This is a genomic window from Pseudomonas sp. DTU12.1 (genome assembly GCF_009873475.1).
Lineage (GTDB): Bacteria > Pseudomonadota > Gammaproteobacteria > Pseudomonadales > Pseudomonadaceae > Aquipseudomonas > Aquipseudomonas proteolytica.
Map to the genome: position 1 here is coordinate 4,828,405 of NZ_CP045254.1, position 26,754 is coordinate 4,855,158.

At 59.6% G+C, this 26,754-nt stretch carries 32 protein-coding genes; 7 read left to right on the forward strand and 25 right to left on the reverse strand.

The window, feature by feature from the left end:
* Positions 1-135 precede the first annotated feature (135 nt).
* Positions 136-846: a tRNA-uridine aminocarboxypropyltransferase gene (locus tag GDV60_RS21330; RefSeq protein WP_070994808.1), complete on the reverse strand. Its 711-nt coding sequence runs from the start codon at positions 844-846 to the stop codon at positions 136-138.
* Between the two features lie 193 nt (positions 847-1,039).
* On the opposite strand from GDV60_RS21330, the gene GDV60_RS21335 reads away from it, so the two are divergent.
* Positions 1,040-1,474 carry a PA3611 family quorum-sensing-regulated virulence factor gene (locus GDV60_RS21335; protein ID WP_070994807.1) on the forward strand — a complete coding sequence of 145 codons (435 nt, stop codon included), beginning with the start codon at positions 1,040-1,042 and terminating at the stop codon, positions 1,472-1,474.
* A gap of 273 nt (positions 1,475-1,747) precedes the next feature.
* On the forward strand, positions 1,748-2,860 hold the full coding sequence (locus tag GDV60_RS21340; RefSeq protein WP_159908666.1) for a TIGR00730 family Rossman fold protein: 1,113 nt from the start codon (positions 1,748-1,750) through the stop codon (positions 2,858-2,860).
* Positions 2,861-3,028: 168 nt separating this feature from the next.
* On the opposite strand, the gene recX is transcribed toward GDV60_RS21340, so the two are convergent.
* From recX to GDV60_RS21455, 23 genes are all read right to left on the reverse strand, one after another.
* Positions 3,029-3,496: a recombination regulator RecX gene (gene recX, locus GDV60_RS21345; protein WP_159908668.1), complete on the reverse strand. Its 468-nt coding sequence runs from the start codon at positions 3,494-3,496 to the stop codon at positions 3,029-3,031.
* Between the two features lie 8 nt (positions 3,497-3,504).
* The gene (gene recA, locus GDV60_RS21350) at positions 3,505-4,563 is read right to left on the reverse strand and encodes a recombinase RecA (RefSeq protein WP_029295312.1); all 1,059 of its coding nucleotides are present in this window, start codon (positions 4,561-4,563) and stop codon (positions 3,505-3,507) included.
* An 83-nt stretch (positions 4,564-4,646) separates the two neighbouring features.
* Positions 4,647-5,147, reverse strand: coding sequence for a CinA family protein (locus tag GDV60_RS21355; protein WP_029295310.1), 501 nt, complete (start codon positions 5,145-5,147; stop codon positions 4,647-4,649).
* Between the two features lie 81 nt (positions 5,148-5,228).
* Positions 5,229-5,717 (reverse strand): lysis system i-spanin subunit Rz, encoded by a 489-nt coding sequence (locus GDV60_RS21360; protein WP_256679326.1) that lies wholly within the window; start codon positions 5,715-5,717, stop codon positions 5,229-5,231.
* Positions 5,718-5,725: 8 nt separating this feature from the next.
* A complete protein-coding gene (locus tag GDV60_RS21365; protein WP_159909295.1) occupies positions 5,726-6,274 on the reverse strand; it encodes a glycoside hydrolase family 19 protein in 549 nt (182 codons plus the stop codon).
* Positions 6,275-6,293: 19 nt separating this feature from the next.
* Positions 6,294-7,304 carry a contractile injection system protein, VgrG/Pvc8 family gene (locus GDV60_RS21370; protein ID WP_029295299.1) on the reverse strand — a complete coding sequence of 337 codons (1,011 nt, stop codon included), beginning with the start codon at positions 7,302-7,304 and terminating at the stop codon, positions 6,294-6,296.
* Positions 7,305-7,313: 9 nt separating this feature from the next.
* On the reverse strand, positions 7,314-7,526 hold the full coding sequence (locus GDV60_RS21375) for a tail protein X (RefSeq protein WP_070994803.1): 213 nt from the start codon (positions 7,524-7,526) through the stop codon (positions 7,314-7,316).
* Positions 7,519-7,902: a phage tail protein gene (locus tag GDV60_RS21380; protein ID WP_029295297.1), complete on the reverse strand. Its 384-nt coding sequence runs from the start codon at positions 7,900-7,902 to the stop codon at positions 7,519-7,521. The genes GDV60_RS21375 and GDV60_RS21380 overlap by 8 nt, the downstream gene beginning before the upstream one ends.
* On the reverse strand, positions 7,902-9,266 hold the full coding sequence (locus GDV60_RS21385) for a hypothetical protein (RefSeq protein WP_159908672.1): 1,365 nt from the start codon (positions 9,264-9,266) through the stop codon (positions 7,902-7,904). Before GDV60_RS21385 ends, GDV60_RS21380 begins: the two co-directional genes overlap by 1 nt.
* Before the next feature lie 128 nt (positions 9,267-9,394).
* A complete protein-coding gene (locus GDV60_RS21390) occupies positions 9,395-9,961 on the reverse strand; it encodes a phage tail assembly protein (protein WP_029295295.1) in 567 nt (188 codons plus the stop codon).
* Between the two features lie 170 nt (positions 9,962-10,131).
* Positions 10,132-10,638 (reverse strand): phage major tail tube protein, encoded by a 507-nt coding sequence (locus tag GDV60_RS21395; RefSeq protein ID WP_159908674.1) that lies wholly within the window; start codon positions 10,636-10,638, stop codon positions 10,132-10,134.
* Complete coding sequence (locus GDV60_RS21400) at positions 10,638-11,804, reverse strand: tail protein (RefSeq protein ID WP_029295293.1); 1,167 nt, start codon at positions 11,802-11,804, stop codon at positions 10,638-10,640. The genes GDV60_RS21395 and GDV60_RS21400 overlap by 1 nt, the downstream gene beginning before the upstream one ends.
* Before the next feature lie 2 nt (positions 11,805-11,806).
* Entirely contained in the window at positions 11,807-12,010 is a 204-nt protein-coding gene (locus GDV60_RS21405; RefSeq protein ID WP_029295291.1) for a hypothetical protein, read from the reverse strand.
* Between the two features lie 92 nt (positions 12,011-12,102).
* Complete coding sequence (locus GDV60_RS21410) at positions 12,103-12,372, reverse strand: hypothetical protein (RefSeq protein ID WP_224791125.1); 270 nt, start codon at positions 12,370-12,372, stop codon at positions 12,103-12,105.
* A 2-nt stretch (positions 12,373-12,374) separates the two neighbouring features.
* Positions 12,375-13,220 carry a hypothetical protein gene (locus GDV60_RS21415; RefSeq protein WP_159908676.1) on the reverse strand — a complete coding sequence of 282 codons (846 nt, stop codon included), beginning with the start codon at positions 13,218-13,220 and terminating at the stop codon, positions 12,375-12,377.
* A gap of 39 nt (positions 13,221-13,259) precedes the next feature.
* Positions 13,260-13,790: a phage tail protein gene (locus tag GDV60_RS21420; protein ID WP_104910822.1), complete on the reverse strand. Its 531-nt coding sequence runs from the start codon at positions 13,788-13,790 to the stop codon at positions 13,260-13,262.
* Complete coding sequence (locus GDV60_RS21425; RefSeq protein WP_159908678.1) at positions 13,787-14,425, reverse strand: phage tail protein I; 639 nt, start codon at positions 14,423-14,425, stop codon at positions 13,787-13,789. Before GDV60_RS21425 ends, GDV60_RS21420 begins: the two co-directional genes overlap by 4 nt.
* Positions 14,422-15,417 (reverse strand): baseplate J/gp47 family protein, encoded by a 996-nt coding sequence (locus GDV60_RS21430; protein WP_159908680.1) that lies wholly within the window; start codon positions 15,415-15,417, stop codon positions 14,422-14,424. Before GDV60_RS21430 ends, GDV60_RS21425 begins: the two co-directional genes overlap by 4 nt.
* A complete protein-coding gene (locus GDV60_RS21435; RefSeq protein ID WP_159908682.1) occupies positions 15,414-15,746 on the reverse strand; it encodes a phage baseplate protein in 333 nt (110 codons plus the stop codon). The genes GDV60_RS21430 and GDV60_RS21435 overlap by 4 nt, the downstream gene beginning before the upstream one ends.
* A gap of 9 nt (positions 15,747-15,755) precedes the next feature.
* A complete protein-coding gene (locus tag GDV60_RS21440) occupies positions 15,756-16,367 on the reverse strand; it encodes a phage baseplate assembly protein V (protein ID WP_092237950.1) in 612 nt (203 codons plus the stop codon).
* Positions 16,368-16,370: 3 nt separating this feature from the next.
* A complete protein-coding gene (locus GDV60_RS21445) occupies positions 16,371-16,883 on the reverse strand; it encodes a hypothetical protein (RefSeq protein WP_159908684.1) in 513 nt (170 codons plus the stop codon).
* 21 nt (positions 16,884-16,904) lie between these two features.
* Positions 16,905-17,237 carry a phage holin family protein gene (locus tag GDV60_RS21450; RefSeq protein ID WP_029295276.1) on the reverse strand — a complete coding sequence of 111 codons (333 nt, stop codon included), beginning with the start codon at positions 17,235-17,237 and terminating at the stop codon, positions 16,905-16,907.
* 601 nt (positions 17,238-17,838) lie between these two features.
* The gene (locus tag GDV60_RS21455) at positions 17,839-18,567 is read right to left on the reverse strand and encodes an XRE family transcriptional regulator (RefSeq protein WP_071610020.1); all 729 of its coding nucleotides are present in this window, start codon (positions 18,565-18,567) and stop codon (positions 17,839-17,841) included.
* A 156-nt stretch (positions 18,568-18,723) separates the two neighbouring features.
* Between GDV60_RS21455 and GDV60_RS21460 the strand changes: the two genes are divergently transcribed.
* The 4 genes from GDV60_RS21460 to fdxA all read left to right on the forward strand — a co-directional run bounded on the left by GDV60_RS21460 (position 18,724) and on the right by fdxA (position 22,921).
* Positions 18,724-19,482 carry a zeta toxin family protein gene (locus GDV60_RS21460; protein ID WP_256679327.1) on the forward strand — a complete coding sequence of 253 codons (759 nt, stop codon included), beginning with the start codon at positions 18,724-18,726 and terminating at the stop codon, positions 19,480-19,482.
* A complete protein-coding gene (locus GDV60_RS21465) occupies positions 19,479-19,649 on the forward strand; it encodes a hypothetical protein (RefSeq protein WP_159908687.1) in 171 nt (56 codons plus the stop codon). The genes GDV60_RS21460 and GDV60_RS21465 overlap by 4 nt, the downstream gene beginning before the upstream one ends.
* A 214-nt stretch (positions 19,650-19,863) precedes the next feature.
* On the forward strand, positions 19,864-22,455 hold the full coding sequence (mutS, locus tag GDV60_RS21470; RefSeq protein ID WP_159908689.1) for a DNA mismatch repair protein MutS: 2,592 nt from the start codon (positions 19,864-19,866) through the stop codon (positions 22,453-22,455).
* 142 nt (positions 22,456-22,597) lie between these two features.
* Complete coding sequence (gene fdxA / locus GDV60_RS21475; protein ID WP_029295271.1) at positions 22,598-22,921, forward strand: ferredoxin FdxA; 324 nt, start codon at positions 22,598-22,600, stop codon at positions 22,919-22,921.
* A gap of 498 nt (positions 22,922-23,419) precedes the next feature.
* Here the strand turns inward: fdxA and apbC are convergent, their stop codons facing one another.
* Positions 23,420-24,514: an iron-sulfur cluster carrier protein ApbC gene (gene apbC / locus GDV60_RS21480; RefSeq protein ID WP_070994790.1), complete on the reverse strand. Its 1,095-nt coding sequence runs from the start codon at positions 24,512-24,514 to the stop codon at positions 23,420-23,422.
* 171 nt (positions 24,515-24,685) lie between these two features.
* Here apbC and metG point away from each other — a divergent pair, with 171 nt between their 5' ends.
* Positions 24,686-26,737 carry a methionine--tRNA ligase gene (metG, locus tag GDV60_RS21485; protein WP_029295265.1) on the forward strand — a complete coding sequence of 684 codons (2,052 nt, stop codon included), beginning with the start codon at positions 24,686-24,688 and terminating at the stop codon, positions 26,735-26,737.
* Positions 26,738-26,754 lie beyond the last annotated feature (17 nt).

Consider the following 26,754-nt stretch of genomic DNA (forward strand, 5'->3'; position numbering starts at 1 on the left):
GAGCACCGATGGGTTCGGTGCTCACCAACGTACGAGGTGCCAGCCAGCGGCTGTCACGAACAGTTACGCTTGATGGCATTTTAGCCGGCTCAGGCGTTGCAGTGCCATCATGCAAAGGTAATCTGGCCCCAATGCCTACAGATAAGGGGCAAGACGCGTGTGGACGCTGTCCGTCGGGTCCAGGGCCAACTGGAACTTGGCCGCCAGGTAATGGGTACTGAACACATCCAGGTAGGCATCCAGTACTTCACTGGCCTGCTGGTCCTGGGCCAGTTCCAGGCACAAGGCAGCCACTTCGGCCGTGCAGAAATGGTCATCGCGTTTGGAACGGCGCAATTTGTAGCGCGATAGCTGCTCCGGCTCCAGGCTCAATACCGGTAGGTGTTCCAGATACGGACTTTTGCGGAACATCTTGCGCGCTTCGCTCCAGGTGCCGTCCAGCAGGATAAACAACGGGCGCTTGCCATCCGCCACCTTGACCTGGTTGACCACCCGCTGCGGCGCCACAAACTCACCGGGAAAGACGATGTAGGGCTGCCATTGCGGGTCGGCCAGCAGCGCCAGCAGTTCAGGTTCGACGGCCGTGCGCGCCCAGGGGAAGGCGCTGGTGTCGTCGATGACATCAGCGATCAGCCAACCGGTATTGCTGGGTTTCATCGGTTCCACGTCGTGCATCAACAGGCACATGGCCGACTTGGCCGCGACCTTGGGGCGCCAGGCGCACAGGCAGTATTCGGGGATGACCCGGCACCTGGGGCAACGTTCGGCACGCGAGCCACGGGCAACAAAGGGGCTCACGGCACGGGCCAGGCGCTGGGTACGCAGACGGAACACTGCGTGGCTCATAGCGGGTGCCGTTGTGAAGCGATGAAAATCAACACGGACAAAACTCGGGGCAGGCAAAAGTGCCGGCAGTTTACCAGAGCCGCCCAGCCAATACGCCTGGCCGTCGCGGCTGCCGGTCACCTATAATCCCGCGCCACTGAACGCACAGCGCAGTGACGGGTCTATGGACCAGTAACCGAATCAGGAGAGTTTCATGCTGCGTCTTATGTTGCGTCTTGCCGCCCCCACCGTCGCCCTGGCGCTGGTATTGCCCTTGGGCGCCCAGGCAGCCTCCCTGGTGGAGCTGCAAATGAACAAGAAACTGCAAAGCGTCGCGGCAGAAAGCAACAAAGACCTGCCCAGGGAAATTGATGAACAAACCCTGGAAGTGGCCTACACCGTTGAAGGCATGCATCTGATTGACCACCTGAGCGTGCTGCCAGAACGGGCCGAACAAATGCGCGCCAACCCCAAAGCTGTGTATTTCCAGCTGGGGCAAAGCGTTTGCCTGAACAAAGGCTATCGCGAGTTGATGGCCAAGGGCGCCGTGATGCGCTACGAAATCACCGAGAACAAGACCAATCGCCCGGTGGCGTCGGTCAAGTTCGTTGAAGCTGATTGCCCGGCCCCAGCCAAGAAGAAAAAGTAAGTACCTTCCCCAAGAGCCATGTGGCGAGGGGGCCTGTCCTCTCACCACAACTCCTCCTGCAAAACCTTCGTCAATCCCCATTAAGTTATTGCCAGACAAGACTTTAGGGGCTCATGATCGAGTGATCCGGTAACATTTCCAGGGTAAAAAAGGTTGCCCTCGAGTGGCTTGCAGTGCCAAGGTTTTTAATCACAAGGAACATACAGAGCCTGTTTCGTCGCCGTCAGCAGCCTGCAATAAGACGCCTGGGCTCTGTAACGAAGGAGAAGCTGAATGCCTGATCAACCGAATGACCTCCTGACCCGTCATTTTCCAGAGAACGGGGCCGACCTCACGCAGCAGGTCGAAGCGCAACTCAACCTGATTGCCCCCAGCAGCCCGAATATTCCGCTTTATCGCGACATGATCCTCACCGTGCTACGCATGGCCCAGGACGACCGTGACCGTTGGAACGCAAAGATCACCTTGAAAGCCATTAATGAACTGGACCATGCGTTTCGCGTGCTCGAACAGTTCAAGGGCCGCCGCAAGGTCACTGTCTTCGGTTCGGCCCGTACCCCGGTTGAAAGCCCGCTCTATGCCCTGGCCCGGGAAGTGGGCGCAGCCCTGGCCCGCTCAGACCTGATGGTCATTACCGGTGGTGGTGGCGGCATCATGGCCGCGGCCCACGAAGGCGCTGGCCTGGCCCACAGCCTGGGGTTCAATATCACCCTGCCCTTTGAACAGCATGCCAACCCGACCATTGATGGCACGGAGAACCTGCTGTCGTTCCATTTCTTCTTTACCCGCAAACTGTTTTTCGTCAAGGAAGCCGACGGCTTGGTGCTGTGCCCGGGGGGCTTCGGCACCCTGGATGAAGCGCTGGAAGTACTGACGCTGATCCAGACGGGCAAGAGCCCACTGGTTCCCGTGGTGCTGCTAGACGAGCCAGGCGGTGGATTCTGGAAAGGCGCCCTGGATTTTACTCGCAGCCAGTTGGAGGCCAACCGCTACATCCTGCCTACGGATCTAAAGCTGGTGCGCCTGGTACACAGCGCGGAAGAGGCAGTGAATGAAATCAACCAGTTCTACGCCAACTTCCACTCCACCCGCTGGCTCAAACGTCAGTTTGTGGTACGCATGAACCACCCGCTCAGCGAGCGCGCATTGGCGCATATGCAGACCGAATTCGCTGACCTGCGGTTGAGTGATGACTTCCAGCAACTGGCCTATGGGGGTGAAGAACACGATGAAGCGCGCTTCGGCCACCTGACGCGTCTGGTGTTCAATTTCACCGGCCGCAACCAAGGGCGGTTGCGGGAGTTGGTGGATTACATCAACTTGCCGGAAAACTGGGCGCAGGCCCAGGGTAAAACACAGCAACGGCTGACGCCGGAGCCAGCGTGATGTCGTAAAACGCAAAAAAGGCCCGCTATTTTCATAGCGGGCCTTTTTGTATAAACGCAAAATCTTTGTAGGAACTGGCTTGCCAGCGATAGCGGCCTATCTGTCATTGTACTGATACCTGGCCCACCGCTATCGCCGGCAAGCCGGCTGCTACAAAGGGCTCACGCTTCAGTCGTCCAGATCACGACCGCTCAACAAGCGGCTGATCATCTCCATCGAAAATCCGCGATAGCTCAAAAAACGCCCTTGCTTGGCACGCTCACGGGCATCAATCGGCAGATGGCCGGCAAACTTGCGGCGCCAGGTGTCTTCCAGTTGTGCTTGCCAACTGATGCCACACTCACGCAGCGCCAGATCGATATCGGCGCGTTGCAAGCCTCGCTGGCTCAGCTCTTCGCGAATCCGCGCAGGCCCGTAGCCCGAGCGTGCCCGGTAGGAAACAAAACTTTCGAGATAACGGGCTTCCGAAAGCAGCCCCTCTTCCGTCAAGCGGTCGAGGGCTGTTTCGATCATTTCGGGAAGGGCGCCACGCTGACGCAGTTTACGCGTCAGCTCGACACGACCATGCTCGCGACGTGCGAGCAGGTCCATTGCCGTACGCCGTACCGCAACCAGCGTATCGAGTACAACGGTCATCGTTGGGCTCAGATATCAGCGTCGGCTTCTGCCATGTCGTCAACAGGTTCGCGGTTGGCGGCGGCCTTGACGTCTGGCGCTGGGGTCAGCAGCTTGTCGCGGATCTGCTTCTCAAGGGTCGCCGCGATATCGGGGTTGTCCTGCAGGAACTTGGCCGAGTTGGCCTTGCCCTGACCGATCTTGCTGCCGTTGTAGGCATACCAGGCACCGGACTTCTCGACAAAACCGTGCAGCACGCCCAGGTCGATCATCTCGCCGTTCAGGTAAATACCCTTGCCGTAGAGAATCTGGAACTCAGCCTGACGGAATGGCGGAGCCACCTTGTTCTTCACTACCTTGACGCGGGTTTCGCTACCGACAACCTCGTCACCTTCCTTCACCGCGCCGGTACGACGGATGTCCAGGCGGACCGAAGCGTAGAACTTCAGCGCGTTACCACCGGTAGTGGTTTCCGGGCTGCCGAACATCACGCCGATTTTCATCCGGATCTGGTTGATGAAGATCACCAGGCAGTTGGCGTTCTTGATGTTACCGGTGATTTTACGCAGGGCCTGGGACATCAGACGGGCTTGCAGGCCGACGTGCATGTCGCCCATTTCGCCTTCGATCTCGGCCTTCGGCACCAGGGCCGCCACGGAGTCGACCACGATCACGTCGATGGCGTTGGAGCGCACCAGCATGTCGGTGATTTCCAGCGCTTGCTCGCCGGTGTCCGGCTGCGAAACCAGCAGGTCGTCAACATTGACGCCCAGCTTGCCAGCGTATTCAGGATCCAGGGCGTGCTCGGCATCGACGAACGCGCAGGTGGCGCCCATTTTTTGTGCCTGGGCAATCACCGACAGGGTCAGGGTGGTTTTACCAGAAGACTCTGGACCGTAGATTTCAACGATACGGCCTTTTGGCAAGCCGCCAATGCCGAGCGCGATGTCCAGACCCAGAGAGCCAGTGGAAATAGCCGGGATCGCCTGACGGTCGTGATCGCCCATACGCATTACGGCACCCTTGCCGAATTGACGTTCGATCTGACCCAGGGCCGCAGCCAAGGCTTTCTTCTTGTTGTCGTCCATTAAAGTCCTCACGTAATCAATAAGGCCTGACGGCCAACACCTGTATAAGTAGACAGTATTGTTCCATAAAGATCGGGGATCGCCTACCCCTGATTTTCTATTTCTGCTGCAGCTCGTCGCAACAGCCCCTCTAATGCGGCCTTTACCGTTTGTCGGCGGACCTCGTCGCGGTTGCCGGGGAAGTGCTGGCACTCGGCCGTAACCTCGTCACCCACCCCCCAGGCCAGCCAGACGGTGCCTACCGGTTTGTCCGGCGAGCCGCCATCGGGGCCCGCCACACCGCTGACCGCCACGGCAAACCGCGCCAGGCTTTTTTCCTGGGCGCCACGGGCCATGGCCTCGACCACTTCACGGCTCACCGCGCCGACCTTGGGGAACAACCCTTGCGGCACATTCAACTGGCGGGTCTTCTGCCGATTGGAGTAGGTCACGTAGCCGGCCTCGAACCAGGCCGAACTTCCGGGGATCCGCGTGATGGCTTCAGCGATACCGCCACCGGTACAGGATTCGGCAGTGGTGACGTGGGCATTGAGCACCTGCAAACGCCGGCCAAGTTCGGCGGCGAGTTGGGTTATTTCCTTCACGGTCGTCTCCAGGAAAGTGCGGGGGTTTGCCTACCCTACAGGAGCCCATCGGCCACGCAAGCTGCAGACAGCGTCAACAGATTACCGGGCGATAGCCTGCACATAGGCCTGGCAGGCCCGCAGCGCGATCAGTCCGTTATCACCGGCATCGGTGATGCCGATAATTCGTTGAGCATGCGCCGGGTCAAGTCGGCCTCGCGGGGCTCCATGAACCACGCCGCGGGTGGCGGCGGTGGCTCGCATAGCGGGGCTGTCGGCGGGGTCGCTGGCGTCGAGAAGGACTGACAGGCGCACATCAGCAGTGGCCAACCGATCACGCAGATAAACCTGATTACGCTGTGCATCGCTCAACTCCCGTGTGTGCTGTTGGTCGCTGGCGCGCAGTTGTTGCTCCAGAGCCTGGCGCTTGTGTTGTTCGGCCTGGTGTTGAGCCAGTGCCGCCTGGCTTTGCTGGTTGAGCACCTGTGAATGCCGCGCGGCCTGGCGTTCAAGGGCCAGGCCATGGCGCCAGGCCTGGACCTGCCAACTGGCCGCCGCCGGGATGAGCATCAGCAGAGCAATAACCAGCATGCGCCCGCTCAGTTGCATAGCACCGCCCTCGCCTTCGCCCACAGTTGCTGGCGATGCTCCAACCCATTGAGCCCGCCATTGATCCGGCGGGTGATGGTGGTGAATTGGTCCTGGTCAGCCAGTTCATTCAAGCCATGGCTGTGCCAGAACCAGGCGGCGGATTCAGCGGCCCATTGCGGTTGCTCCAGCAACTCAGGAAAGTGCAGCAGGCGCTCATCACCAAACAGCGCCCGGCTACAGGCCAGGTAATTGCTTCGCCCGGTAATTTGGATCAGCCCACGGCCGCGATACTTCTGGCCGTCACCGTCGGCTTCGGGGCTATTACCCAAGCGTGCGGCCAAGGTGCCAGTGTCGTACTTGCTCAGGTAGCGCTCGCCACCCAGTTCACGCACGTAGCGCAACTCACCGGACTCATGGCCGACCTGGGCGATAAAGGCTGCCATGCGTTTGGGGGCAGTGATGTCGCGGTGAAGCATGGCGGCGTTGAGCGCCGAAATAAAAACGCCCGCTTGGGCGCGGGCATTGGGCAGGATCTGTTGCAATTGCGTCAGTGTCATCATCCTTGATCTCCACGGCCTAAGAGGCCAATCCACGGGCCATGATCGAGCTGCGATAGCCCGTCGCCGTGTCACCTGCATGGGTCACCTTGTCAATCGACCAGCGCCCCTGCATATACCCCGGCCAGGTCTCATCCAGCAGCAACAGCCCTTCGGCGGACAGCAACGGGTTGCCAGGGCAATCGATGGCGATGGTCAGCCCTTCGCGACCCACCCGGCGCAACTCGCCCTCGGCCACGGAGCGCGCCTCGGTTTCGCTCTGGCAACGTTGGCGCAAGGTCTTGAACGGCGCGATCCCCACCTCGACCACACGCTGGCGAGAAGCCGCGGCATCCCACCAATTGACACGGCAGCCCTGGTATTTGGCCCGGGCACTTTCATCCACCCGCGCGCTGATAAACGCCTGCTCGCCAGGACGGTTGTCATGGGTCACCGACAGCCGCACATCCGGCAACTGCTGGCCCGACAGCGACTTGACCTGACCGCTTTCGGCCAGCACATACAACTCGTTGATCGGTTTAGTCACTGCGTTGTAGCGCCTGGCCAGCCGGGTGATGAAGCCCATGTCAGTCTCATTCGACTGATCGATATGGTCGATCACAACCCCGTCCAATACCGGCGCCACCCGGGGTGAAAACCCGTGCCGCGTGGCCAGTTGGCGAAACAACGCGCCCAGGGTCGTGGGACCATGGCTGGCGGAGCGGCGCTGACGATAACCGCTTGGGTCCATCACGCTGAACGGCGCCGCCGTGGCCACGATCGCCAGGCGCATGGGAAACAGGTAGGGAGTGCGCTGGGTGATCACAAACTCGCCTTTTTCCACCAGCCCCGACTCGCGGTACCCCACGCGCAAGCCGATCTTGGCGCCCAGGCTCGGCAGGCCCTCCAGGCCCTCGATATTGATGGTCAGCTCCAGGCGGTCGGATTCGATGCCCGCCGCGTCGGTGTGTTTCCACTGCATCAGCCGTGGGTTGATCAACGCCGCGTTGGCGCCGTAGATCTCCACGACCGGGGTAAATCCCATAGCCATGCCGCCTCCTTAATCCCAGGCTGAAACGGGTGTTGCGACACCCGGTTGCGCATCCATCTCGGGCACGATCACCCATACGCCCGCCGGCAACACCGGGCCCTGCTCGGCAAGCCCGGGGTTCAAGCGCCAGAGGGTTTCTTCGGCCGCGTCATCGCAACGCCCCAGCTCGCGGTAAAGCAGCAGGTTGACCGAATCACCGGCAATACTTCGCACTCTACGCATTGACGAACTCCTCCAGCACCAGCGACCAGGTGACCACCATGGCCGTGCCGTCATCGATCACATTGGACTGGTTTTCGGTGAGCGCGGTTATGCGCCACAGCCCCCAGTTGCGGCCGATACCATCGACCAGCGGCAGCGGCGCCCGGGCATCCTGCAAGGCACGCAATTGATCGAGGCGCTGCATGCCAACCGCCGCCATGGCGGTACCGGCGAAGGTCAGTTTTTCCAGCTTCTGGCCGTTCTGTCGCGACTGGGGCTTGCTGGCAATAATCTCCAGGTCGCCCCAGCCGCCATCACTGCTGCGCTGGAGCGTGGAATAGGCGAACCCTCGGGACAGCCCGAAAATAAAGTCGCCCAGCACCATCTGCTGTCGCATTAATCACCTCCATCGGTCAGTGCCGCATTGCGCCGAACCGCCAAAGAGTCGGTGAGCATCGGCACGCATTGGTTTTGCAGGGATTGCAGAACCCGGTCGACCACCTGCTGAGCGTCTGCGGGGTTGACGCCGGTGATCTGGATGCTCGGTGCCAGGGTGACCTGGACGTTGTCCGAGCGGGCGCTGTTGAGCTCTTTGCTCACTGCATCGGGTGATGGCAGGCGGTCACTGGGGCCGAACAATTTTTCACCGAGCCAACTACCGCCCTCGCCGCCCAACAGGCCACCGATAACGCCGCCCACCGCAGTGCCCACGCCAGGGAAGACCAGGGTGCCAAGGGCCGCTCCGGCAGAAGCGCCGGCCCATGCGGCACCGGCGGTACCGAGGCCGCTGCCGACGGCTCGCATGTTGCCGCTGCGCACGCCCTGGACGACGTTGATGGCGGCATCGGCGGAGCGCAATGGCGTCAACCTGCGCACGCCGATGGACCCCAGCCGGCTCAGGGTTGGGACCAGGCGGGAGGCTGGGGCCTTGCGCAGGCCGAGGGCTGATGCACTCTTTAATAGCAACGCCTTGCCTGCGCTCAACCCACGGGTAGAAACCCTTCGCAGGCTGGCGCTTACCGCAGTCAGCCGCGCCAGGAACCCCGTTTTCAGGCCGTCAAAAACCTTGCCTGCGCGCTCGCCCAGGCTCCTCATGATTGCCATGGGCCCAGTGGCGCTCCTGCCGGTCCCTGAGGTTTTTCTCAGCATCGGTGGGCTGGTGCGGCCAGTGCCGTTTTGCCTCACCGTTTTTCGTGACCCTTTGGGCCCGTAACGAGCCCGCCCGGTCAAGGGTTCGCTGGCGCCTGGGCAGCAGCAGTCCTTGCTATCGTCCCGGAACAATTTCCCGACGTAGGGCAACTTGCCCAGCGTTGCATCGACTACCTTGCCCGATACCCGGCTCTTGACCGTATCAAGCAAGCTTTCACCCACCCATTTGGAACTCTTGCTCAACCAGGACTCAGTCGCCGAGGCCTTGTCTTCGGGCGCAGCTTGCGGCGCAGTGGTCATGGCTTCAGCGACCGTACCGCCCAGCGGTCCACCCGTGATAAACAGGGTGCCATTGAGGGTTTCCAGGCTCTCGCGCAGGCGCACCTGTTCCTCGGTCAACGCGTGGATATGCAGGCTGGCGTTGGCCAGGGCCAGGCTCAGCTCAGACGGCGGCTCGGTTGCGCCGCCCACACTGGAGGCGCCAACCAGACTTTCGTCCTGTGCTTCAAGCAGGCCCGGCAGTTGCAAGGCTCCACTTTCGGCCAGCCCGGGAAAGGTCATCCAGCGCTTGTCTTCGTCGGCGAGCTTGAGCGTATATCGAGGGTCTTGCATCTCGCTCTACTCCTATTTGACGCCAAGGCGATTAATCGCGATGTCGTAGCGGCGCAATGCTTTGGCGGCATTCCATTCGAGAATTTCCGCTTCGTTTACCGAATAAACCAGCGGGACGACGTCGAGGATTACTTCGATGTCGCGCTGCGAAAGAAGTCCGCCGGTTTGTTTAAAAAATCGTCGATGCGCTCCTGCAGTTGTGTCCAGTCGGGCACGGCCAGGCCGTCCAGATCGGGGATCATCAGGCCGGTGCAGTGCGAGGTAATGAACTCGGCGCGCTCTTTGTTGGTGGCGAGTTTTTTCATCACCTTGGTGGCACGCAGGGCGGGCATTTCCAGGGTGACGCTGGTCAACACGCGGCCGGCCACTTCCAGCGGCAGCAGCAGTTGCACTTGCTCGCCAGGCTCGGTGGAGTCGCCCAGAAAGAACGAGGTCGGGCGCGTCGACATATCGTGCACGTGCTGGGCAATGCTCACGTAGTCCGGGCGCTTGAGTTGGTCGAGTTCCTTTTCCGAGAGGCCGGTGGCCAGTTTGGCCAGTTCGAAGAACTGGTCGTCCTCGTCCTCGCCGGCGCGGGCCAACGCTTGTTTTTGCGCGGCGTAGAACAAGGGTTTGAGTTGGATCTGCTCGATGCTCGCACCGCTGTCGGCGGTGATCGGCGCCAGCAGGATATGCAGGGGTGGCTTCCAGGCCATGGGCGAAATTCCTTGAGTAAAAATGTTGGACCCGTCGTGGGCACGGTCAATGTAGGAGCTGGCTTGCCTGCGATACGGGCAGCGCGGTCTTTCAGTTGAACAGAGGTGATGCAATCGCAGGCAAGCCAGCTCCCACACTGACCGTGCCTATTTCAGATCCGTGAAAAGGCTTACGGCATCAGCACCGCGCGCCGGGCATCACCGAGGATGTCGACGCCGTTGAGCACGAACTTCTGGGTGCGCACGTCGATGTCGATCACCGGCACGCCGTTGTCCAGGCGCTGGTAGGTGCGGCAGGACAGATCCAGTGTAGTGGTGGCCTTGTCGCCCATCTTCAACTTGGCCTCGTCCAGGGATTTGAGCTTGCCGCCGACGGTGTGGTAGGTGAAGTAGGTTTTACCATCCTGGTCCTGGCCCGCTTCACGCACGTTGAGCAGGATGTCTTCACCCAAGCCCACGCCCAGGGCCAGCATGATTTCGGGACCGGCGCCTTGCAGCACCAATTTGGCGTTCAGCACCTTGGCGCTCTTGGCCATTTCTTCGGCGATAAAGCGCCCGCCGGACATGAGCTCCATTTCGAATTCGATCTTCGGCGGGGTGAACTCTTCGACGGTCGCCGACAGCGGCAGGCCCTGGAGGGTGGCCGCAATGGCCTGTCTGACTCGGTTGGTAAACATTAGAGAACGTCCTCCAGGAATTGCTCGATGATTTCATCGCGGGCATTGAGTTGATAAACCATGTGTTCGTTCGGCGCATAGCGGCCGTAGTCGATCACGATGAACCAGGTGCCGTTCTTGTACTTCTCGACACTGTTGAGTTCCGGGTGCAGGTACACGCTGCCGCCCGGGATGGTCTCGTCGGCCACCAGGGTTTGCAGCCAGTCGTTGATACGCTTGACCTCCTGGTCCATGAACGACTTGGTCAGGTTGTGCGCCATGGCTTTCTGCCCGGCCTTGACCAGCTTGCGGCTGATGGCGTCTTCCAGGCCCACATAGCTGATGAACTTGCCGGTGATGGAGCGGTTACCCAGCAGCGAGAAGCCGCCGAGGATGGTGCGCGCGTAATAGCTCACGCCGTAGCGGTTGAGCAGGTCGCCCTCGGTGGAGGTGTCGAGGATGTTGTACTCGACCACCCGCGACACGTCTTCGGCGAAGGTCACCTGGTTGCCTGGGCTCTCCCACTGCTTGACCTTGGCCAAGGCGGCGATGGCCAGGGACGACGGCGCGAGGAACACGTTTTTCTTCGCCGCCTTGGAGTACACCGACGGCATGTTGTGTACCAGCAGGCAGCGGTCGAAACCCAGGTCGGCGCCACCCAGCTCGCCGCTGTAGGTCACTTGATCGGCGACGCTGGCGTCTTTGCCGTCCAGCACCACGCGGGCCTTGATGCGCTTGCCGAAAGCGGCAAACTCACCGGCCACGGCCTTGGTCCCGGTAAAGCCTGGCGCGCCAATGATCGTCAGGTCTTCCGGGACGCTGCCAAGCGCCGCGAGGCCCAGTTTGCGACCGGTCACCGGCTCATTGCCGCCGATCACGTTATTGAGCGTATCGGCGGGCGTGCTGCCCTCTTCGACGATCACCACATAGACCGGCACCTTGACCACTTTGAGGATCTGGTACACCGCATGAAACAGCGTGCCCGACTCGGCGCCGGTAGGGTCCAGCAGTGCCTGGGCGGTGAAGCTGTTGATGCGAAACGGGGCGTTTTTCGGGATCGACAGGTGCGCATTTGGCGCGGTACCGACCAGGCCGATCACGTTGTCACCCAGGCCACCCATGGCCTCGGGGGATTCGCTGGCATTGACGGTGATGCCGTTATGCTCGAAGTTCAAAACCTCAGCCATGATTATTCAGCCTTCTTGGTGACGGCCTTCTTGGCCGGTGGGGTGTCTTGGGCGGCAGCCAGCACGCTGGTCAGTTCCAGGCGGCCGGCAGTGCGCAGAGCGGATGCTTCGACGTCCAGCAGGTCCAGTTCCTGGCCGACGGTGGACCAGTGACCACCTCCGGTGGGGAATGGGATGAGGACGGTGTAGGTTTGGCGGTTGGCCATGGGGGTACTCCAGAAACGCGAAAGCCCCAGCGATGGGGCTTTCTTGGATGCGAAAAAAAACCGCTCTCGCGGTGTTTATGGTTGCTGCCGGGTTACTCACCCGGCAGTGGGTAGCGCGCCTTGATTTCGGCGACTTTAGCCCGCCACGCTTTCTCCTTGGCCTCGGTTTGATCGTACTGCCACTCCATATAGAGCGGGTCCGAATCTGTTCGGTAAGCCAGGCGACGATTGAACGCTATATCAGCGGCCTGCTCGACCTGCAAAGCGGTGTCGACTTCGGCTTTAGAAAATCCCATCTCAAGCAACTGCTCTACAGTCACATTGTAGAAAGTCTGATCTTTATTTCTGAACTCTTTAATCATCATCAAACTCCAGCAGCTACGACGTTGCCGACATTACTCAGCAAATTGGACAAACTCCCACCGGAGTCCTTGACCAAACCACTAACAAGGTGCGCCCAAGTCTTGTTTTGGGTAATCGACGACGCAAACACCGACAACACCATCGTGGCACCGCTCAACTCAGCAAGTTTTGTTGAGAGCTCTGCATCTACAATAGAATACGTAAACTCTACCCTATAGTTCGCGGAGTACCCCGAGTAAAAAACATTGACCGCGCCTAACGTCAGCCTACTCCCTGAAAAGGTAACCGATCCCTGCACGGAAGCGGACGGGCCATGTGCGCGGTGAAATAGAGATGAAGCGAAGGAATACCAGCCAGACGTTCCTGCTTTTAATACCGTAGGCATAACAACATCAACAAATCGAAAGTAAACACTTCCCCCCTCGAGCGACAAGAAGTGAATATTTGAGCTGCCAGGCATATACTCGCCAACCTTCGGAGAAAAAACCGGTTTACTTCCTGTACCATACATCATGAAAATCAATTTATTCGAGATTGACCAATAAGGGATTTGATCAGTAGGCGCCGCATATTCATGCGTCTGAGCAGCCTTCAAATAAATCGTTACATAAGGGGTAGTATTCGATCGCCCCATCGCCTCCTTAATTGATTTAAGTGGTGCCTCGACCGAGCCCAAGGCCAGATCGTTACCACTTACCGCATCGACATAAAACGACCTGGACATTTCAGGAATCGCGCGAACCGCTGCCACAACAGAAGCATCAATTTCAGCGACCTTCCCATTTACTGCACTCGTCAACTTATTTGCCGCCGCGACCAAACTGGTGATCGTAGTTTCCATACTCATAATTAACTTCCTATATTACTTATCTCTTGAGCCAACTCATCAGTTGACTTCCAAGGCCATGACCCGAAATAGAACACCAACATGCCGAGCCATATTGTCAACGCTGGCCGTAGCAAGCTCCGCAATCTCCTCCGTCAACAACACATTCAGGTTTTCACTGCCCACCACAATCGTCACGCTATCCACCGGCAACGGCGAAATATCCAACGTAAACTTCTGCAACACCCGCGCAGCCGCCGCCTTATACGTCAGTAACTTCCCCGCCACCGAGTACACGGCCAACAGGGTGCCACTGGCGAGATAAAACCCAAACTCGCCAATCTCATACTCGCCATCGCCATCAAACAGCGCGGCCATGCGCAGTTGGCGCTGGCCCAGGTCTTCGTAATCCACAATCGCCACGCGCTGGCGCTCGTTGCGCAGGGCGGTTTCGTTGCCGGTGGGGTTGTAGCGGCCGGTGCCGGCGGCGATGTGGGTGATTTCGCCTTTCAAGCCTTGGTTCTTTGCCTGCAGCACTTCATCCAAACCCTTGGAGGTGAAGCGCACCAGGCGCGTAGTGTCATCGGTCATGGCTGCGCCCTGAGGTCGTAGTCGTTAATGGTGTAGTGCTGGGCGACGCCCGCACTGTTAAGCCTTGAACTCAATACAAGTTCCGGCAGCGCGCCGCACAACGACAACTCGCCGTCGTTCAGCGCCCGGTGGGCGGCGCCGGTGAGCGGCAGCCCACCGAACACTTCATGCACCAGGGTAATGGTGGCCAGGTCGCGCTCGCTCTTGGCCGCGTTGATGCGGCGGATCAGGCGGTTGTGGTCGCCACTGGACCAACTGCGGCCGATGATCGCCTGCACGTCGAAGGTGTAGGGCTGGGCCAGCGGACGCTGTTGGTACCAGGCCAGGATGTTGGGGGTAAACCCCAGGGATTCGACCGCGTGGCTCAACGCCTTGGGTGTGCCGGCCTGGCGCTGGATCTGCCAGGACAGGGCGACCGTGAGGCGTTTTTCGGTTTCGTCGGCTGCGGCGTTCCATTCACTCACGCCACGGTCGGCGGCCAGGTAAGGCAGGAATGCCTGCGGCGTTTGCAGCGGATTCATCAGCGTCGGAAACGGCGGCTCGACCCGTTCGAGCAGCTTGCCCAAGCCCAGGTCCAACGCCTTCTCCAGCGGTGAACTGTTGGCCGGCAATAAACTGGATGTGTGCTCACTCATAGCGTCAGCACCTGCACCTCGACACCCGTGCAATACGGAGCCTGGAAGGCTGTGGTGACGATCGGTGCCAACGGTTCGAGAATCTCCAGTTGCGCAGCCCCGGCGGTGTGAATGGTGTAGTCGATCCAACTCGGGTCCACGCGCCCTTCAAGACGGTGGCAGGATTCGGCATAACGTTGCAGCAACTGCTGAGCCGCCACTTGCGTCAGCCCCGAGTCCGGGCCGGCGTTGATCCGGGCGACCACGCGGATCTTGTAGGGCACGATCTGCGCGCCCTGCACCGTCACCCAATCGGTTTCCGGGCGCACATCGGGCCGGGCGAAATGGCGGCGCACACCTTCAAGCAAATCTGTCGATGGCGTGCCATTACCCGAGCGGGAAAGCACTGTGACCATTACCTCGCCAGGTGCCGTGCGCCGGGCGTTGCCATCCTTGACCTGGGCGGCATAACCATCCGGGTCGAAGGTATAACTGACCGTCACCACGCCTGCAGCGGCACTCTGTACTTTCACCACCGGCCGCTCGCCAAGGGTGAAGACCTCACGGCGATACTGCATGCGTGAACCCGCAGCCGGCGCGTGGGGCGCCAGGTAGTAGCGCAGCCGCGCATCGTCATCGCTTTCCAGGGTTGGCGGCACCGGCGGGAACGCCGCCGGGTCGCCCGGGTCGAGTACCTGGCGTTCCAAACCCATATCGGCCAGGCGCGCATCCAGGTTACTGCCGGTGGCCCACCACGCCAGCATCTGCTGGATGCGGGCGTTGTACTTGCGCTCATGGGTTTGCAGGCGCACGCAAAAGGCTTCCAGGGCCAGGGTCAACAACTCGCTTTCGTTGTCTAGGCTGACCTTGAGCTTGGCCGCGCTTTGCGGGGCGCGGGCGGCCACATAGTCGACGACAAACGTCTTGAACTGCGCCAGCAACGGTTCAAATTCATCGACGGCGATGAGGTCGGGCGGCGCCAGTTGGTTTTGCCCAGGGATCAACATGCTCATGTCACCACCTCAAAGGATTGCTTGCGGTTTTTCCAGATGCCGGCAAACCGCAACAGCAGGCCTGCACCCTGGCGATTGGCGACGATGACTTGCGGCACAAAATCGCCGATGCCGTTCTGCGGGTTGTAAAAGGCCTGGGCGGCATGGCTTTGGGCGAGGATCAGCAGATCGTCGCCCAGGTTCTGCCCCAACAGCTGCGGGATCAGTGAACCGTAAAGCGGGCGTTTCTGCCGTGTGCCCAAAGGCGTGGTCAGGGCCCGGGTGGCGCGCTGGACGAATTGCGGCCAGTCGTCCACCACGGCCCCGGTGTTTCTCTCAATTCCGATCATGGCAAATCCTTATGCCGTGCTGATAACTCGGCCCTGGTGATCCACCACCGGGCCACTCAAGTGCACGCCGGATGCATCCAGCAGCATGCCGACGGCTCCGACCTGCAGACTGATGGTTGCGGCGGTCATGACTAAACGGGCGGCGCCCAAACTCATTTCCACTTGCTCGCGAGAGCCGCTGAATGCCGCTGGTCCATTGTTCCAAGCCAATACATGTGCCGCGGCGTCGTAGGCGCTTTGCGTGCCGTCCTCATAACGCCGGCTGGTCAGGCTGGCCACACTGGACAGCGGCGGAAAGCGGTCACTGTTCAGGCCAAACAACGCCACCGACTGGCCCCCGCCCTCGCCGCCGCCGTAGTTGAGCAGCAGGCATTGCTCACCCACCGTGGGGATTCGCGTTTCCGTCTGCGCCCCGGCGCTGGGGTTGAAAAAGCGAATCGCCGGGGTCAGCAATTCACCATGGCTGACCTTGCAGGTATTGCTGGCCGCGTCGACCTCCTGGCACACGCCGATCCGGCAAAAGCTCTCGGCCCGCCGATAGAGGTCTTCAAGCTGGGTTTCCATCTGCGCCAGGCGCTCGACAATGGGCGCCAGTTGCAGGCGTAACAGTGCATCGAACATGGGCTACTCCTGCAATGGCCGGTATTGATCGGGGTCGTCGATATTCGACACCTCCCAGGTGCAGGCAAACAGCGGCTTGCCGATGGGGTCGTCGAGCAGCGGCGGGCCGAGGTACAGGGTTTGGTTGAAGGACACGGTCCAACTGTCGTAATGGGTCTCGCCCCCCGCCACGGTCGCCGGCAGCGCGACGATATTCATGGGCACATCGCATTGGGCCGCCGGCAATTGCCAACGGTTATCCAGCACCAGGTCCATCAACTGGCTCGCCAGGTCACAGGCCTCAAAGGGCTGCGCGCCCTGGGCGACCATGATCTTGAGTGAAATCGACAGCACATGGGCCTTGCGCCCTTCAAGGGAGCGTACGCCCGGGCCATTACGCTCGAGCGTGATCGCCACACCGGTTTCATCCGCCGCCAGAACGCCCGGCGGGCTGCCTACCTGTAGCCTGGGGAACGCCGCACGCAGCGCCTGGCCGATGGCAATCGGCAGCTGTGAAGGTTTTTCAATGAGGGTCATGGTGTGGCTTCCTTGCAACAATCATTTTGAATCCGGGGGCTGGTTGATCCCGATGCGCTTGGCGGCCCAGCGCTCATAAAGGCCGATGGCGACATCGGCACCGGCCATGGCGGTCAAGCATCCCAGAGCACCGGCCGTCCAGATCGACATGCCAGCGGCGTACAGCAACATCAACGCTGAAACCCCGCACACCATGCATGCCCCGGAACGCAGGGCCAGGCGGCGGACCAGCGACCAACCCCGGGCGCCCTCCTTGTCGGCGCGCCACATCTCCCCGGATACGCCGCCGATCAGGGCCAGAATAATCACCAGCCAGATAGGCATTTCTGCCAACGCTTGCTGCTCGTTTGTCATGTCACGCCTCCTGGAATGCGTAAAACCGGCAGATGGCCGGTACGTTGATAAATAGATGGATGGGGTTGTCGGTAGGCATTCCAAAAAGCCCGGTGGCCCGGGCTTTTCAGTAATACGGTCCGTGCGATCTTTCGGCGCTACTGGCGCGGTACGGATCTTTCCTCGATGTTTTTCCGACCACGATCCCTGTCTGCCGGATAACTGCTTCTGGTGCTTTACGCTGCACACCCGGGTCAGTTGCCAACCCTCTGAACCGTCAAGGCCGGTTCATCGCTGCCTGTTGTAAAACTGTGAAACTAAAGAGCGTCGGCATCCTTGCCGGTGTTGCCTGGCGTCCTTGCCATCACTCGATGGCGTCCATGCCAGTGTTGCGTGCCTTCCTTATCTTCCTTGGCAGCATCCTTGCCGCCTCCACCAGGCCTAGTTGGCTGGCTTGAGATGGAGAATATGCATGTATGCATATACAGTCAATGCATAAATGCATTTAATTTTGCAGTTGAAATGCACAAACGCATTAAACCCTTGGGCAGCGGGCACTTGGCGGTTTTCCACAGGCGAAAAAAAGCCCGCTCTCAGGCGGGCTGTTTCTTACAGATAAGGTTTAGCGAGCGTACATGCCCCACCAGAAAACGTGGCCGAGAATGCTGATCTGCTCCTCTTGGATATCCTGGAAGCTGTAGTCCTCATCCGGATGCTCATCGCGATTGAAGCTACGCAGGCGGATCCCCGAAGGTAGACGATAGAGCTGTTTGACCCGCAATTGGCCGTTGTGGTTGATGGCATACAAATCGCCATCCACGATATCGCCAATCCCGCTCTTGCCGGCGTTCACCCCCACCGTCGCCCCATCACGCAACACCGGCAACATGCTGTTGCCACGCACCGTCACACACTTGGCCTGGTCGAACTGCACACCGTTATGCCGCAGGCTGCGCTTGCCGAACCGCAAGCTGGCCTTCTCGCTTTCCTCGATGACGAATCTTCCTGATCCAGCAGCCAATTCAACCTCGCGCAAAAAGGGGATCGACACCTCGTCATCATTAACGGGCGTGTCGTCGTCCCACAGGCTTATGTCCTTGAGCTCCGAATGCATCGGGTCACGCTCTTCCTGCCACGCCGACCCCGCGCGCCCGCGCAACTGGTCAGTGCTCACCCGAAAATAATCGGCGATACGCGAGATGTGCTTGTCCGACGGATCAACGATCTTGCCGCTGAGAATCCGGGACAGAGTAGATTGAGGCACGCCGGTACGCCGGTGAAGCTCCGTGGGGGAGATCCCGTCGCGATCGAGCAGCTCTCTTAAGACGATTGAAACGTTGCGTTTTTGCATAAACGGGATAGTGACGGGAGTTTTGGGGGTTGGCAAATGCTAATTTGCATATTTTGTGCATGAAGCATGCGGTTGTACCTAGATGTTTGTGAACTGCGAAGCACTGACCTCGCATGTTAACCTTGCCGCCATCGCAAAAAATGCAGAGCTTGTTTGATGGAAAATGGTGCAGATCCAAGTGATCAACTGATGACGCCGAACGAGAGAAAAACCTCAGACGACGCCTTGAGCTTTGCTCGTTCAAACAAGAAATCCATCGCCAAACGCCTGACCGATAAGAGTATTTATCTACCAGAGGAAGCTCCGGTCTCCGTCTATATGGCGGGCTCACCTGGTGCCGGAAAAACCGAGGCTTCAATTGCCTTGGTAAATCTGTTTGCCGACAGCAAGATCCTGCGAATTGATCCTGATGAACTGCGTGGCGAATTCGCCGCCTATACAGGAGGAAACTCATGGTTATTTCAACGCGGCGTTTCGATTCTAGTTGAAAAAATCGTGGATCTTGCGATGGAGCAACGGCAGTCATTTCTGCTCGACGGCACATTCTCAAATATTGAGGTAGCCAGAAGAAACGTAGAACGCTCCTTGAGAAAAGGAAGATTCGTCCAGATATTGTATGTCTACCAAGATCCAATGCTTGCGTGGGGCTTCGTCAAAGCCCGCGAGGCAGCTGAAGGAAGAAAAATTCGCAAAGAGCACTTCATCGAGCAGTACTTCGCTGCACGTGACGTGGTCAACGCACTTAAGCTAGAGTACGGAAGCGATATTCATGTGGATTTGCTGCTCAAGCATATCGACAACTCGGGACGGCTCTACAAAGCCGGCGTCGAAAAAATTGACTACCATATTCCCGAACGACACTCGCTGGCTGATCTAAAAGCCAGGCTCGAACTACCACCATCGGGGGCGCAATGATGATTTCGATCAAGCTGGGCTTGTCCAAAGGAGCGAAAAACCCCTTTGCTGACTTTATTCGTAACGCAAAATCGGATCAAAAAAAGCGCGTCTACAGCCAGGTGCTAATCGAAGCCACCAAGCAACAGAATCTTGTCATGATGCAGGCAGAAGCAAAGCGGACCTGACGTCTATCCCGCCTATGGACAAAAGCCCGACCTGATGTCGGGCTTTTTATTGGCCACCCTTTAAGTAAATGCGTCACCTCGTTTTACGTTTTACCTAGCCGCTTGCAACCTGCGAACGGCCGAGCTCACATGTTAACCTTGCCGCCATCGCAAAAAATGCTGGGCCAAGCGCCCCCTTTGCCCCATCACTTTCAACGAATTTGCCTACTATCCAATGAGTAAAAACACGTCCGATCTGTCCTCCCACACCCCGATGATGCAGCAGTACTGGCGCCTGAAAAACCAGCACCCTGATCAGTTGATGTTCTATCGCATGGGCGACTTCTACGAGATCTTCTATGAAGATGCGAAGAAGGCGGCCAAGTTGCTGGACATCACCCTGACCGCGCGCGGGCAGTCGGCTGGGCAGGCGATTCCGATGTGTGGGATTCCCTATCACTCGTTGGAAGGTTACTTGGCCAAGCTGGTCAAGCTCGGTGAGTCGGTGGTGATCTGCGAGCAGATCGGCGACCCGGCCACCAGCAAGGGGCCGGTGGAGCGTCAGGTGGTGCGCATCATTACACCGGGGACGGTGAGTGATGAGGCCCTGCTGGATGAGCGGCGTGACAACCTGATCGCGGCGGTGCTGGGGGATGAGCGGCTGTTCGGCCTGGCGGTGCTGGATATCACCAGTGGCAATTTCACGGTCCTGGAAATCAAGGGCTGGGAAAACCTGCTGGCGGAACTGGAGCGGATCAATCCGGTGGAGTTGATGATTCCGGATGACTGGCCCAAGGATTTGCCGGCAGAAAAACGCCGTGGGGCCAAGCGTCGTGCGCCGTGGGATTTCGAGCGCGATTCGGCGCTGAAAAGTCTGTGCCAGCAATTTTCCGTACAAGATTTGAAGGGTTTTGGTTGCGAGACCCTGACCCTGGCCATCGGCGCCGCCGGTTGCCTGCTCAATTACGCCAAGGAAACCCAGCGCACCGCCCTGCCCCATTTGCGCAGCCTGCGCCATGAGCGCCTGGACGACACGGTAGTGCTCGATGGGGCCAGCCGACGCAATCTGGAGTTGGACACCAACCTGGCCGGTGGGCGCGACAACACCCTGCAGTCGGTGATGGACCGTTGCCAGACCGCCATGGGCAGCCGCTTGCTGACCCGTTGGCTGAACCGCCCGTTGCGCGACCTGACCGTGCTACAGGCACGCCAGTCCTCTATTACCTGCCTACTGGACGGCTACCGCTTTGAAAAGCTGCAACCGCAGCTCAAGGAAATCGGCGATATCGAGCGGATTCTCGCGCGCATCGGCCTGCGTAATGCCCGCCCGCGCGACCTGGCGCGCCTGCGTGACGCGCTGGGCGTACTGCCCGAGCTGCAACAGGCGATGACCGAGCTGGAAGCGCCGCACCTGCAGCAACTTGCCGTCACGGCCAGCACCTACCCGGAACTGGCTGCGCTGCTGGAAAAAGCCATTATCGACAACCCACCGGCGATCATCCGCGACGGCGGCGTGCTCAAGACCGGCTACGACAGCGAGCTGGACGAGCTGCAAGCCTTGAGCGAGAACGCCGGGCAGTTCCTGATCGACCTGGAAGCCCGCGAAAAGGCGCGTACCGGCCTGGCTAACCTGAAAGTCGGCTATAACCGCGTGCACGGCTACTTTATTGAGTTGCCGAGCAAGCAGGCCGAACAGGCGCCTATCGATTACCAGCGCCGCCAGACACTCAAGGGTGCCGAACGCTTCATTACCCCCGAGTTGAAGGAGTTCGAAGACAAGGCGCTGTCGGCCAAGAGCCGCGCCCTGGCCCGGGAGAAGATGCTCTATGAGGCCTTGCTCGAAGACCTGATCGGCAAGCTCGCCCCCTTGCAGGACACCGCCGCGGCCCTGGCCGAGCTGGATGTGTTGAGCAACCTTGCCGAACGCGCCTTGAACCTTGACCTGAACTGTCCGCGGTTTGTCAGCGAGCCGTGCATGCGCATTGTCCAGGGTCGCCACCCGGTAGTGGAACAAGTGCTGACCACCCCGTTCGTGGCCAACGACCTGTCGCTGGATGACGATACGCGCATGCTGGTGATCACCGGTCCGAACATGGGCGGTAAATCCACCTACATGCGCCAGACCGCATTGATCGTGTTGCTGGCCCATATCGGTAGCTTCGTGCCGGCGGCCAGTTGCGAGTTGTCCCTGGTGGACCGCATCTTTACCCGGATCGGCTCCAGCGATGACCTGGCCGGTGGCCGATCGACCTTTATGGTGGAAATGAGCGAGACCGCCAATATCCTGCACAACGCCAGCGACCGTAGCCTCGTGCTGATGGACGAAGTGGGACGCGGCACCAGTACCTTCGACGGCCTGTCCCTGGCCTGGGCTGCCGCCGAGCGCCTGGCGCATCTGCGGGCCTATACGCTGTTTGCCACCCACTACTTCGAACTGACCGTGCTGCCGGAAAGCGAGCCACTGGTGGCCAACGTGCATCTCAATGCCACCGAGCACAACGAACGCATCGTGTTCCTGCACCATGTGCTGCCAGGGCCGGCCAGCCAGAGTTACGGCCTGGCCGTGGCCCAGTTGGCCGGTGTACCGAACGACGTGATTTTGCGCGCCCGCGAGCACCTCAGCCGCCTGGAAACCACGGCCCTGCCCCATGAGAATGTGGTCGCCAGCCCAGCCAAGGCCGCCAGCAAACCGGCGGCACCGCACCAGAGCGATATGTTCGCCAGCCTGCCCCATCCGGTGCTGGATGAGTTAGCAAAGCTTGACCTGGATGACTTGACACCGCGTAAAGCGCTCGAAATGTTATATGCACTGAAGACTCGGATATAACGCAGACGCTTGCAAGCTGGTAGACTCTCGCGCGGTTTGGGATGCTGCGGGCTTTTAGCCTGGCCTGCAGACTATCGCTCCCGAACCTCGCGAGCCCTGCCACAAGGGGTTTCGCTGCCGCCGCCTGAGGAGAGAATTAGAAATGACCTTCGTCGTCACCGACAACTGCATCAAGTGCAAGTACACCGACTGCGTAGAAGTGTGTCCGGTGGACTGCTTTTACGAAGGCCCGAACTTCTTGGTAATCCACCCGGACGAGTGCATTGACTGCGCCCTGTGTGAGCCAGAATGCCCGGCCGTTGCGATTTTCTCCGAGGATGAAGTCCCGGAAGAGATGCAGGAATTTATTCAGTTGAACGTTGAGCTGGCGGAAATCTGGCCAAACATCACTGAGAAGAAAGACTCGCTGCCAGACGCAGCCGAGTGGGATGGCGTAAAAGGCAAGATCAAAGACCTCGAACGCTAACAGCGTCGCGCCCCTCCAAAAGGCCCCTTGCGGGCCTTTTTGCGTTTCTGCGTGGCGGCCTTTCACTTTTCTGCAGGCAAAAAAAAGGGGCGGTTTGACCCGCCCACATTTTTTCCCTAGTCCCTGTGTTCCTTTTCATCGTCCTGATGAATCGCATCCTGCGAGGTTCCTTGAGTCATCATTCCTTGATGACCGTGTCAATCCGTGGACACAGGGCTGATATTAGAGACTTCCCGAACAAGTTCAACGGGATCCATTCTCAAGCACAACACGCAATCGCCCTCCTCATCAAAAAATTAAATGTTATTTTTCAATGAGATATAAATGTATCCGGGTAATTTGAGACGTCCCGGCACGGTTAAAAAACCAAACACTTACGAAAAAGTAAGCGAATGCTTACACGGGCCATTAGGGAAATGCGTACCCAGCCTCCCAAAAGGTTTACGCCAGACATTAAAAAGCCCCGACAAGGTCGAGGCTTTTTTACCTTGAGGTCGATCAGTCGTCGCTGACAGTGATGGTCGGCATTGCCTGGGAACCGGCTTCCTGCAAGACGATCCGCGCGCCCACGTGACGGGCAAGCTCCTGGTAGACCATGGCGATCTGCCCGTCGGGCTCGGCGACCACCGTCGGTTTGCCACCATCGGCCTGCTCACGAATGCCCATCGACAGCGGCAACGACGCCAGCAGCTCAACGCCATATTGGGTGGCGAGTTTCTCGCCGCCGCCTTCGCCGAACAGATGCTCGGCATGACCGCAGTTGGAGCAGATGTGCACCGCCATGTTTTCCACCACACCCAGCACCGGGATGTTGACCTTGCGGAACATCTCCACGCCTTTACGCGCGTCGAGCAGCGCCAGGTCCTGGGGCGTGGTCACGATCACGGCACCCGCCACCGGCACCTTTTGCGCCAGGGTCAGTTGGATATCACCGGTGCCTGGCGGCATGTCGATCACCAGGTAGTCGAGGTTGCCCCAATCGGTCTGCATCACCAACTGCATCAAGGCCCCGGAGACCATCGGCCCACGCCAGACCATGGGCGTGTTGTCATCGGTGAGGAATGCCATCGACATCACTTCCACGCCATGGGCCTGGATCGGCACGAACCACTTCTGATCCTTGATCTTCGGCCGCGAACCTTCGGCAATGCCGAACATCACACCTTGGCTGGGGCCATAGATATCGGCGTCGAGAATCCCCACCCTGGCCCCTTCACGGGCCAGGGCCAGGGCCAGGTTGGCCGCAGTGGTCGACTTGCCCACGCCGCCCTTGCCGGATGCCACGGCCACCACGTTTTTGACGTTGGCCAGGCCAGGGATCTGGGCCTGGGCCTTGTGCGCAGCGATCACGCACTGGATGTCGACCTTGGCCGAACGCACACCGTCCAGGCCTTCAATGGCCATTTGCAGCATCTGTGCCCAGCCACTCTTGAACAAACCTGCGGCGTAGCCCAGTTCAAGCTGGACCGTGACCTGATCGCCCTGCACATCAATGGCCCGGACACAGCCGGCGCTGACCGGGTCCTGGTTCAGATAGGGATCGGTGTACTGGCGAAGAACGGCTTCCACCGCTGCGCGATTGACGGCGCTCATGGGCTACTCCCGGAAAAGACAGACTAAAACAGGCGGCTATCCTAACCGTTCCCGCGCTTGAGGGGCATGCTTTCGCGACATTGGAAAACCCTGAAACAGCCTCACGGGGTGAAATAAATTTCCCGGCGCTTTATAGTGGCCGACCTCCGTTTCATCAAGTAGCCGAGCCCCATGTCCGAGCCACGCAAGATCCTCGTCACCAGCGCCCTGCCCTATGCCAATGGTTCCATCCATCTTGGCCATATGCTTGAGTACATCCAGACCGATATGTGGGTGCGCTTCCAGAAGCATCGCGGCAATCAATGCATTTATGTCTGCGCGGACGACGCCCACGGTTCGGCCATCATGTTGCGCGCCGAAAAGGAAGGCATCACCCCGGAACAACTGATCGCCAACGTCCAGGCTGAACATAGCGCCGACTTTGCCGAGTTCCTGGTGGATTTCGACAACTTCCACTCGACCCACGCCGAAGAAAACCGCGAGCTGTCGAGCCAGATCTACCTGAAACTGCGTGACGCCGGGCACATTGCCACGCGCTCGATCACCCAGTATTTCGACCCGGAAAAGAAAATGTTCCTGGCCGACCGCTTCATCAAGGGCACCTGCCCCAAGTGCGGCACTGAAGATCAGTACGGCGACAACTGCGAAAAATGCGGTGCCACCTACGCACCGACCGACCTGAAGGATCCGAAGTCGGCGATCTCGGGCGCCACCCCGGTGCTCAAGGATTCCCAGCACTTCTTCTTCAAGCTCCCGGACTTCCAGGAAATGCTGCAGACCTGGACCCGCAGCGGCACCCTGCAGGACGCGGTGGCGAACAAGATCGCCGAATGGCTGGATGCCGGCCTGCAACAGTGGGACATCTCCCGCGATGCGCCGTACTTCGGCTTCGAGATCCCCGATGAGCCGGGCAAATACTTTTATGTATGGCTGGATGCGCCGATCGGCTACATGGCCAGCTTCAAGAACCTCTGCGACCGCACGCCTGAGCTGGACTTCGACGCGTTCTGGGGCAAGGACTCCACCGCCGAGTTGTACCATTTCATCGGCAAGGATATCGTCAACTTCCACGCCCTGTTCTGGCCGGCAATGCTCGAAGGTTCGGGCTACCGCAAGCCAACCGGCATCGCCGTACACGGTTACCTGACGGTCAATGGCCAGAAGATGTCCAAGTCCCGTGGCACCTTTATCAAGGCGCGCACCTATCTGGACCACCTGTCGCCGGAATACCTGCGCTACTACTACGCCTCCAAGCTGGGCCGTGGCGTCGACGACCTGGACCTGAACCTGGAAGACTTCGTGCAGAAGGTCAATTCGGACCTGGTGGGCAAGGTGGTCAACATCGCCAGCCGTTGCGCCGGGTTTATCCACAAGGGCAATGCTGGCGTGATGGTGCCGGTCAACGCTGCGCCGGAGCTGACCGACGCCTTCCTGGCCGCCGCGCCAAGCATCGCCGATGCCTATGAAGCCCGCGACTTTGCCCGTGCCATGCGCGAGATCATGGGCCTGGCCGACCGTGCCAACGCCTGGATCGCCGACAAGGCGCCGTGGTCATTGAACAAGCAGGAAGGCAAGCAGGATGAAGTCCAGGCCATCTGCGCCACCGGCATCAACCTGTTCCGCCAGTTGGTGATTTTCCTCAAGCCGGTGCTGCCGTTGCTGGCCGCTGACGCCGAGGCGTTCCTCAACGTTGCACCGTTGACCTGGAATGACCACACCAGCCTGCTCAACAACCATCAGCTCAACGAATTCAAGCCGCTGATGACCCGTATCGACCCGGTCAAGGTACAGGCCATGACGGACGCCTCCAAGGAAGACCTGACTGCCAGCCAGACCGATACCGGCCAGGCAGCCCCAGCGGGCAATGGCGAGCTGGCCAAGGATCCGCTGTCGCCAGAAATCGACTTCGACGCGTTTGCCGCGGTGGACCTGCGGGTTGCACTGATCATCAAGGCCGAAGCCGTGGAAGGCGCCGACAAGCTGTTGCGCCTGACCCTGGATATCGGTGATGAGCAGCGTAATGTGTTCTCCGGGATCAAGAGTGCCTATCCGGATCCGTCCAAGCTCGATGGTCGGCTGACCATGATGATCGCCAACCTCAAGCCACGGAAAATGAAGTTCGGTATTTCCGAAGGCATGGTGATGGCGGCAGGTCCCGGCGGCGAGGAAATCTACCTGCTCAGCCCGGACAGCGGCGCCAAGCCTGGCCAGCGCATCAAGTAACCCGAAGTGCCCTGTCG